7 protein-coding genes are annotated in these 8,775 nt (G+C 74.8%); 3 read left to right on the forward strand and 4 right to left on the reverse strand.

What is annotated here, in order from left to right; genetic code table 11:
• Positions 1–44: 44 nt before the first annotated feature.
• The 3 genes from ACFT5B_RS19280 to ACFT5B_RS19290 all read right to left on the reverse strand — a co-directional run bounded on the left by ACFT5B_RS19280 (position 45) and on the right by ACFT5B_RS19290 (position 3,420).
• On the reverse strand, positions 45–1,640 hold the full coding sequence (locus ACFT5B_RS19280) for an RNA polymerase sigma factor (protein ID WP_386800805.1): 1,596 nt from the start codon (positions 1,638–1,640) through the stop codon (positions 45–47).
• 231 nt (positions 1,641–1,871) lie between these two features.
• Positions 1,872–2,234, reverse strand: a complete 363-nt coding sequence (locus ACFT5B_RS19285; RefSeq protein WP_386800806.1) for a universal stress protein — start codon at positions 2,232–2,234, stop codon at positions 1,872–1,874.
• 37 nt (positions 2,235–2,271) lie between these two features.
• On the reverse strand, positions 2,272–3,420 hold the full coding sequence (locus tag ACFT5B_RS19290; protein WP_386800807.1) for a DUF4192 domain-containing protein: 1,149 nt from the start codon (positions 3,418–3,420) through the stop codon (positions 2,272–2,274).
• A gap of 129 nt (positions 3,421–3,549) precedes the next feature.
• On the opposite strand from ACFT5B_RS19290, the gene ACFT5B_RS19295 reads away from it, so the two are divergent.
• Both ACFT5B_RS19295 and ACFT5B_RS19300 read left to right on the forward strand, forming a co-directional pair.
• Complete coding sequence (locus ACFT5B_RS19295; protein ID WP_386800808.1) at positions 3,550–4,230, forward strand: hypothetical protein; 681 nt, start codon at positions 3,550–3,552, stop codon at positions 4,228–4,230.
• A 9-nt stretch (positions 4,231–4,239) separates the two neighbouring features.
• The gene (locus tag ACFT5B_RS19300; protein WP_386800809.1) at positions 4,240–5,343 is read left to right on the forward strand and encodes a polyprenyl synthetase family protein; all 1,104 of its coding nucleotides are present in this window, start codon (positions 4,240–4,242) and stop codon (positions 5,341–5,343) included.
• 4 nt (positions 5,344–5,347) lie between these two features.
• On the opposite strand, the gene ACFT5B_RS19305 is transcribed toward ACFT5B_RS19300, so the two are convergent.
• Positions 5,348–5,743 (reverse strand): Rv2175c family DNA-binding protein, encoded by a 396-nt coding sequence (locus ACFT5B_RS19305; RefSeq protein ID WP_386800810.1) that lies wholly within the window; start codon positions 5,741–5,743, stop codon positions 5,348–5,350.
• A gap of 134 nt (positions 5,744–5,877) precedes the next feature.
• On the opposite strand from ACFT5B_RS19305, the gene pknB reads away from it, so the two are divergent.
• Complete coding sequence (gene pknB, locus ACFT5B_RS19310) at positions 5,878–7,995, forward strand: Stk1 family PASTA domain-containing Ser/Thr kinase (RefSeq protein WP_386800811.1); 2,118 nt, start codon at positions 5,878–5,880, stop codon at positions 7,993–7,995.
• Positions 7,996–8,775 lie beyond the last annotated feature (780 nt).

The following is an 8,775-nucleotide window of genomic DNA, read 5'->3' on the forward strand; positions in this document are numbered from 1 at the left end:
CGGACGCTCAGGGCGTCCGGGCCGTCTCGTCGTGGGTGCGAGGCTCAGTCGAGGTAGTCGCGCAGCACCTGGGACCGGCTCGGGTGGCGCAGCTTCGACATCGTCTTCGACTCGATCTGACGGATGCGCTCGCGCGTCACGCCGTAGACCTTGCCGATCTCGTCGAGCGTCTTCGGCTGACCGTCCTGCAGGCCGAAGCGCATCGAGACGACGCCCGCCTCGCGCTCCGACAACGTGTCGAGCACGCCGTGCAGCTGCTCCTGCAGGAGCGTGAAGCTCACCGCGTCGGCCGGGACGACTGCCTCGGAGTCCTCGATCAGGTCACCGAACTCGCTGTCGCCGTCCTCGCCGAGCGGGGTGTGCAGCGAGATGGGCTCACGGCCGTACTTCTGGACCTCGACGACCTTCTCGGGGGTCATGTCGAGCTCCTTGGCCAGCTCCTCCGGCGTGGGCTCGCGGCCCAGGTCCTGGAGCATCTGGCGCTGCACGCGGGCCAGCTTGTTGATGACCTCGACCATGTGCACCGGGATGCGGATGGTGCGGGCCTGGTCGGCCATGGCGCGGGTGATCGCCTGACGGATCCACCAGGTGGCGTACGTCGAGAACTTGTAGCCCTTGGTGTAGTCGAACTTCTCGACCGCGCGGATCAGACCGAGGTTGCCCTCCTGGATCAGGTCCAGGAAGAGCATGCCGCGACCCGTGTACCGCTTGGCGAGCGAGACGACGAGGCGGAGGTTCGCCTCGAGCAGGTGGTTCTTGGCGCGCTTGCCGTCCTGCGCGATCCACTGCAGCTCGCGGACGAGCTGGCGCGTGGTCGCGTCGGCCTTGGTGCGGTCGTAGTCGGGGTAGTCCTTGGCGAGCTTCTCCTCGGCGAACAGGCCGGCCTCGATGCGCTTCGCGAGCTCGACCTCCTGCTCCGCGTTGAGGAGCGCGACCTTGCCGATCTGCTTGAGGTAGTCCTTGACCGGGTCGGCGGTGGCGCCGGCGGTCACGACCTGCTGGGCCGGGGCGTCGTCGTCGTCCGCGTCGGAGTAGACGAAACCCGAGTCCTCGTCGCCCGAGGACTCGGCCTTCTTGCCGGCGGCCTCGGTGGACTCGTCGGCGACCTCCGCAACGTCCGGCTCGACGTCCTCGAGGTCGGTGGCGTCCGCCTCGTCGGCGTCGGCGTCCTTCGCGGCGGCGCGGGCCTTCGCGGTGGTGCGCTTGGCGGCCGCGGTCGTGCCCGCCTTGGTCGCGGTGCGCGACTTCGAGGCGGCAGCCGTGCGGGTCTTCGCCGCCGGCTTCGCTGCGGTCTCGGCCGAGGCCTCGGTGTCGTCGCTCTCGGCGGCCTTGGCACGGGTCTTGGTCGCCGTCGAGGCGGCGGCCTTGGTGCGCGTGGTCGCGCGCGCCGTCGTCGTGGACGACGAGCTCGACGCAGCGGCGACCTTGACGGAGCCCAGCTCGACCTGGACGCCGGCGCCCGCCAGGGCGCGCATCACGGCCTTGAGCCGCTTGGCGTCCTGCACGCCTGCCTCGTCGCAGGCGACACGGACGCTCTGGGCGTCGACCTTGCCGGAAGCCGCCCCACGACGGAGGAGGTCCTGCAGGGCGGAGTGCTCGAACTCGCGCGGGAGGGTGTTGTCAGAGGTGAGGGGCGCCACGAACGACCTTTCGGCTGGCGGGGGGACAGACGGCGAGTCACCGGTCGGACGAGCCGGCGTCACTACCATTGTACCGGCCGGTCACGTTCCCGGGGGTCGCCGAACGACCTCGGGTGGGTGGGATTTTCGGGGTGAGACTCACGGCACAACGCACCGCCGACCCCAGGTATTCCGCGGAATACCGGTCGCCTGAAAGGGCCGCCGACCGCGTGCGCGCGACGCCGTCGCAGGTCAGGGCGCGGGCTTGACCGCGAGCACCGGGCACGGCGCGTCGAGCAGGATGCGCTGCGCGCCCGCTCCGAGGATGAGCTTGCCCACCGGGCTGCGCCGCCGGAGCCCGATCACGACGACGTCGGCCCCGGTACGCTCGGCCGCGTCGACGAGGCGCGCGGCGAACTCGCTCTCGTCGCTCGCGGGCGCGAGGCGGGCCTCGACGCCGGCCGCCTGGGCGGTCGCGAGCGCCGGGTCGACTGGCTCGTCCGCGCGTCCCGGCACGAGGACCAGGGACGTCGCCCTGCGGGCGGCCTCCGTGACGGCGGCGTCCAGCGCGCGCGTCCCTTCGGGCGTGGAGAGCACCCCGACGACCACCGGCATCTCGATCCCTCCGTCTGCGGCCTCCGACGGGTAGACGCTACCGGAACGACAGGTGCTCTGCCCGCGCCCACCCCGGCCCGATCCCCCGGTCCAGGGCGTCCGCGACGAGGCGCGCCAGACCGTGGTCGGGACCGACCTCGAGCGCCCGGGCCGCCCGCGCACCCGCCAGCCCGCCGTCGCCCTGCCACCACGCGAGCGCCGCGGCGAGGCCGAGCGCGTAGGCGTGCCCGTCGCCCCGGGCGTGCGCCGCGACGAGCTCGGCCGCGGCGCGGGCCACCCGGACGGCGTCGGCGTCGGGCGCGACACCCTGCCCGGGGTCGACGAGCAGGTCGACGGCGGTCGTGGCGTCGTCGAGCGCGCCGAGCCCGACGCCCGTCGAGGCGGCGTCGAGCAGGCGGTCCGGCAGGCCGGGGTCGCCCGTGGGCAGGATCGTGAGGAGCACCGCGTCGCGCACGATCGGGTCGGTGAGCGCGCCCGCGACCCGGCCCACGCGGGCGGCCGCGACCTGGACGACCGCGGGCTGGACGGCGACGCGCGGGTCGGCCGCGGCGACGGCCGCGTGCACGTCGCGCCACGCCCGCAGGGAGGCGCGCCGCCACGCCCGCACCCCGAGCTCGCCCCGGCGCGCGGTCCAGCGCCGGGCCGCCCGCAGCGCAGCCGCCCGCCTGGCGGGCTGGGCGGGCGGGAGCGCGTACGCCTCCTCGCGCGACGACGCCACGGCGACGCCCGCGTACACGAGGTCCGCGGCGACGGGGCTCGCGTCGAGGTCCGTCAGCGGGTGGCCCGGCGGCGGGCAGCAGGCCGGGTCGGTGCAGCCGAGCCCGCGGTACCCCGTCGACGTGACGTGCCAGCGCGCGGCGACCGCGACCCCGGGCCCGAGCTCCGCGAGCGCGTCGGCGAGCACGTCCGTCCCGCGTGCAGCGGCGTCCTCGTCGTCCCCGTACGCCACGAGCACGACGTCGCGCGGGTCGTCCCGCAGGACGTGCGTGACGACCGCCCGCGCGAGCGCGGGACCGCCCGGCTCCGCCACGAGGTCGGCGACGTCGGCCCGCACGACGAGGCCGACCGCTCCGCGCGTCGCCTGCAGGCTGAGGACGACGACGCTGTCCCGGGGCCGGTAGCCCAGACGGTAGGGGACGTAGGCGAGCAGGTCGGCGGGTCGGCTGGCGACCAGGGGCGTGTCCATGGCCTCATCCCAGGCCGCGGCGACCGGCCCGGGAACCCCCCGTCGTCTCCTGTGGACGACGCTCCCGGCGGTGGTCGGCCCCCGGACGCCTGTTCGGGCCGCTCCTGCGCCCTGGGTACGGTGGGGCGCGTGAACGACAGCCGCACCCCCACCAGCAGCGACCGGCGCGGGACGCGCCGTGAGGCCCGCCCGCACCGTGCGGCACGGGTCCTGCTGGGGGTCGTCGTCGTGGCGGTCGTCGCGGGCGTCGTGTGGAAGGTGGGGTCGCTGCGCGACGAGCCCGCCGCGGCGAGCACCGCCGCGCCGTCGTCCGCGACCACGACGCTCCCGTCGTTCGCGGCCGGGTCGACCGCGGGCGCGCTCGCCCCCGACCTCCCTTCCGACCTCGCACCGGTCCCGAGCAGCGCCACGGTGCTGTCGAGCTCGGCGGAGCGCGGCAAGGACGGCACGCACGTCCAGTTCTCGCTGAGCCTGCGCACGTCGTCGGACGCGAAGAAGGTCGTCAAGACCTACACGAAGGCGTGGACGAAGGCCGGCTTCTCCCGCGTGTCGGGCAAGCCCGCGGGCTCCGACGACGGCGCCACGTACCGCAAGGTCTCCGAGACCGCGAAGGCCGGCACGAAGGTCGGGTCCACCGAGCTCGCCGACTTCCTGCAGGTCGCCGTCGTGAAGGAGCACGGGACGTCCCTCGTCACGGTGTCGGGCCAGGTCGTGGCGCCCAAGCCGAAGAAGACGGCCGCCCCGACGACGCCGGCCGAGACGCCCGGGACCGCTGCGACGACGGGGGGGTCGACGGGCACCGGCCGATAGACTCGCCGCATGCCCTCCGCCCCCGGCCTCGTCGACCAGGAGGACGTGCGCCGCGGCGTCGACGGCGTCCTGCGCCGCACCCTCGAGACCGAGCGCGCGCGGCTCCGGGCCGTCAGCCCGGACGCCGAGACCCTCGCCGACTCCCTCGACGCCATGCTGTCGGGCGGCAAGCGGCTCCGGGCCGCCCTGTGCTACTGGTCGTGGCGCGCCCACGGCGGCGACGACGAGGCGGGTCGTGACGCGGCGCTCGCGGTCGGCGCGGCGCTCGAGCTCTTCCAGGCGGCCGCCCTGTTCCACGACGACGTGATGGACGCCTCCGCGACCCGCCGCGGGCTGCCCGCCGCCCACGTCGTGCACACGACGCGGCACCGGGACCAGGGCTGGTCGGGCGACGCCGCCCGCTACGGCGAGTCCGCCGCGATCCTGCTCGGCGACCTCGCCCTCGTCCTGGCCGGGCGCGTCCTCGCCCGCGCGACCGCCGCGCTCGACCGCGCGACCGCCGACCTCGTGCGCGAGCTCTTCGACGACATGGAGCTCGTCGTCACGACCGGCCAGTTCCTCGACGTGCACGCGCAGGCCGTCGCCTGGGGCGCCGACCCCGCCGCAGACGAGGAGCGCGCCCGCACCGTCATCCGCGCGAAGACGGCCCGCTACTCCGTCGAGCACCCGCTGCTGCTCGGGGCGGCCATCGCCGGGGCGACGGGCGACGTCCTCGCAGCGGCGTCGTCGTACGGGCTGCCGCTCGGCGAGGCGTTCCAGCTCCGCGACGACCTGCTCGGTGTGTTCGGCGACCCGGCCCGCACGGGCAAGCCCGCGGGCGACGACCTGCGGGAGGGCAAGCGCACCGTGCTCGTCGCGCGCGCGCTCGCGACCGCGGCGCCCGAGGACCGGGCGCTGGTCGAGGGAGCGCTCGGTCGCGCGGACCTCACGCCGGCCGAGGTCGAGCGGGTCGGCGAGGCGCTCGTGCGGTCCGGTGCGGTCGCCGCGATGGAGGCGCTCATCGACGACCTCGCGGACGCCGCGCTCGCGGCGCTCGAGACCGACGCCCTGGTCGAGCCGGGGCGGTCGATGCTGCTGGCGCTCGCGCGCGGGCTCGTCGAGCGCGACGCGTGACGCGTCAGCCGAGGCCCTGAGCCACCCGGCGGACCGCGGCCCGCTGCCCCTCGCGGAGTGCCGCGACCGGGGTGAGCCCGTTGAGCGTCTCCTCGGGCGCGAACAGCCACTCGACGATCTCGTCGTCCGTGAAGCGCGCGTCGTCCAGCAGGACGACCGTGCCGTGCAGCGCCGGGATCGGCTGGAGCCGACCCTCGTGCTCGATCAGGAAGGCCTCGGGGACGTGCAGGACGTTGCGCTCGCCCCGCCGCACGGCGACGAGCTTGCGCTCGCGCAGGAGCTGGCGGACCCGGATCACGTCCAGGCCGAGCCGGTCGGCGACGTCGGGAAGGGTGAGCCAGGCGGCGTCGTCGGGCGTGGAGGGGGCGGTCGAAGCCTGCTCAGGCTGCTGCTCGGTCACGGGAGAAGCCTAAGAGGTCGCCAGGGCGGGCGCAGGCACGGCCTGCCCGCACCGTCTCCGAGACCGGGTGAGACTCGCCGCCCCACCGTGCGCTATGCGGCGCCTGAGCCCTACGGGTCCGTAGACTTCACCCCGTGGCAACTACGACCTCGGACCCGTTCGTCGGCACCCTCGTCGACGGCCGCTACGAGGTCGTGTCCAGGATCGCCCGCGGCGGCATGGCGACCGTCTACCTCGCAGTGGACCGGCGCCTCGACCGCAACGTCGCGCTCAAGATCATGCACGCCCACCTCGTGGACGGCGTCGAGGGGGCCGAGTTCGTCTCGCGGTTCCGGCGCGAGGCCCGTGCGGCTGCCCGGCTGACGCACCCGGGTCTCGTCGGCGTCTACGACCAGGGGTTCGACGGCGAGACCAGCTACCTCACCATGGAGTACGTCCCCGGGACCAACCTGCGGGCCCGCCTGCGCGACGAGCGCACCCTCAGCCTGGGCGAGACGCTGCGCCTCCTCGAGGAGATCCTCGACTCGCTCGCGGCGGCGCACCGGGCCGGCCTCGTCCACCGGGACATCAAGCCCGAGAACGTCCTCCTCACCGAGGACGACCACGTCAAGCTCGCCGACTTCGGGCTGGCCCGCGCCGTCACCGAGGTCGCGGCCACCGCGACCGGGACCGTCCTCGGCACCGTGGCCTACCTGAGCCCGGAGGTCATCACCACGGGCCGCTGCGACGCCCGCACGGACGTGTACTCGGTGGGCGTGCTGGCCTACGAGATGCTGCTCGGCAAGCACCCGCACACCGGTGCGACGCCGATCCAGGTCGCGTTCGGGCACGTGAACTCCGACATCCCCGCGCCGTCACGGAGCGCCTGGTGGATGCCCATCGAAGTCGACGAGCTGGTGTGCGCGCTCGCCGCGCGAGACCCCGACGACCGTCCGCGGGACGCCGCCGCTGCATTGGCGCTCGTCCGGCACACGCGGCGGCTGCTGTCCGAGGCGGACCTCGCGCGCCGCGCCGACCCGCCGGAGGCCGTCGTGACGGACGGCCCGTCGGGTCCCGTCGACGCCCCCCACGGTGCCCCGAAGCCCACGGCCACCGAGGAGCCGGCCGACGACGCCGATGCGACGCCGGGGACCGCCGGCGACCCGTCGGGCGAGCCCGTGGACCCCGCGCCCACGGACGACGTCGACGACGAAGGATCGCTCGACGCCATCCCCACCGCCGTCTTCGGCAACCTCGGGACAGGCACGCGCGTCCTCACACGTGACGAGCTGGGCTCGGGCACCTCGCGCGGCGAGCTCCCCGTGCTCACCGGCCCCGCCGTGCCCGCGCAGGACGTCACCCGCAAGCGTCGACGCCGGCGCCGCCGGTGGGCCTGGGCTCTGGCCATCCTCCTCGCCGTCGCCGGGGTCTTCGCCGTCTGGACGTGGTGGATGAGCGCCGGCCCCGGCGCCTACACCGTCGTGCCCACCGGGATCGTCGGGTCGAGCGCGGAGGACGCCAAGGCCGCGTTGACCGCGGTCGACCTGCACGCCGACACGAAGCAGGCCTTCGACGACGTGGTGCCCGCGGGCGACGTCGTCAGCCTCGACCCCGGCGAGGGCGACAAGGTCCGCAAGAACGGCACCGTCGAGGTCGTGGTCTCCGAGGGCGTCAAGCACGCGAAGGTCCCGGCAGGACTCGTCGGGAAGCCGACCGCCACCGCGCTCGCGAGCCTGTCCAAGGCCGGGTTCGACGCCGTCCCGGCCCCCGTCGAGGACTACTCCGACGACGTGCCCAGCGGCCGCGTCATCTCCGTGTCCGTCGACCCGGGGACCTCCGTGCCCCACAACGACCCCATCCAGGTCGTCGTCTCCGAGGGGCCCGCGCCCGTCACCGTGCCGCAGGTCAAGGGAAGCAGCCAGGCCGACGCCGTCTCCGCGCTCAAGACCTCGGGCCTCGTCCCGCAGGTCCGGAAGCAGTTCTCCGACGACGTCCCCGAAGGGACCGTCGTCAGCCAGGACCCGCAGCAGTCGACGACGCTGCACCGCGGCGACACCGTGCACCTCGTGGTGTCGAAGGGACCGGAGATGGTCGTCGTGCCGTCCGTGACCGGGAAGCACACCGCCGAGGCGAAGAAGCTCCTCGAGGACAAGGGCTTCAAGGTCAAGGTGAACAAGTTCCTCGGCGGGGTGCTCGACACCGTCCGGTTCCAGGACCCGGACGGCAAGAAGAAGGCCCCGAAGGGGTCGACGGTCTCGCTGACCATCTTCTGACGGTCCGCGGGCGCCCTGGCTGGGTTCGCGGGCCGCGGTGGGGTTCGCGGGCGGGCGGGCCGTGGTTGCGTTCACAGGCGGCCGCGGCGAGCTGTCTCGGACTGTCGGCTCCGGCCCGGGTGGCCGTGCGCTCTCCTTGACGTCCTTCGACACCTCCCCGCACCCACCCGCTCGGCCGTCGTCTCGCCCGCCCGCCCGCGCGTCGAGCATGCGATCAGCCACGCGCGCGCCCGACCCCCTTCACCCGTGAGTGCGTACTCTTTGCGCGACACACCCGGCGAGTCGCGCAAAGAGTACGCACTCACGGGAGGACAGGGCCGGCCGAGCATCGGGGGGTACCGACGCTCGGCGCCATTTGAAGTGCCTTGCGCTCGACTCTCCGGAATCTGCTGCCCGGAGCCGAAGAACCCCACACGATCCGGAGGCTCGGCGCACCGGCCCACACGTCACCGTCGGCGAACCCAGCGTCACCCTCGGCGAACCCAGCGTCACCCTCGGCGAACCCAGCGTCACCGTCGGCGGACAGGGCGTCGCCGTCGGCGGACGCGACGTCGTCGCGGGTGCTGGGAGGGCGGGCGACGTTCTGTGGAGGTGACGTCGCCGCGAAGGGTGGGGCGGGAGGGGTGCGCGCGGTCGTGGCGGGACTGGCGGGAGGCCGCGAGGGACGAGCGGCCGGATGGAAGACCGCGCGCACCCCGGGCCCCCCCCCCCCCCCCCCCCCCCCCCCCCCCCCCCCCACCCCCCCCCCCCCCCCCCCCCGCCCGCCCCCCCCCCCCCCCC

It is taken from the genome of Luteimicrobium sp. NPDC057192, from assembly GCF_042670205.1.
GTDB lineage: Bacteria > Actinomycetota > Actinomycetes > Actinomycetales > Cellulomonadaceae > Luteimicrobium.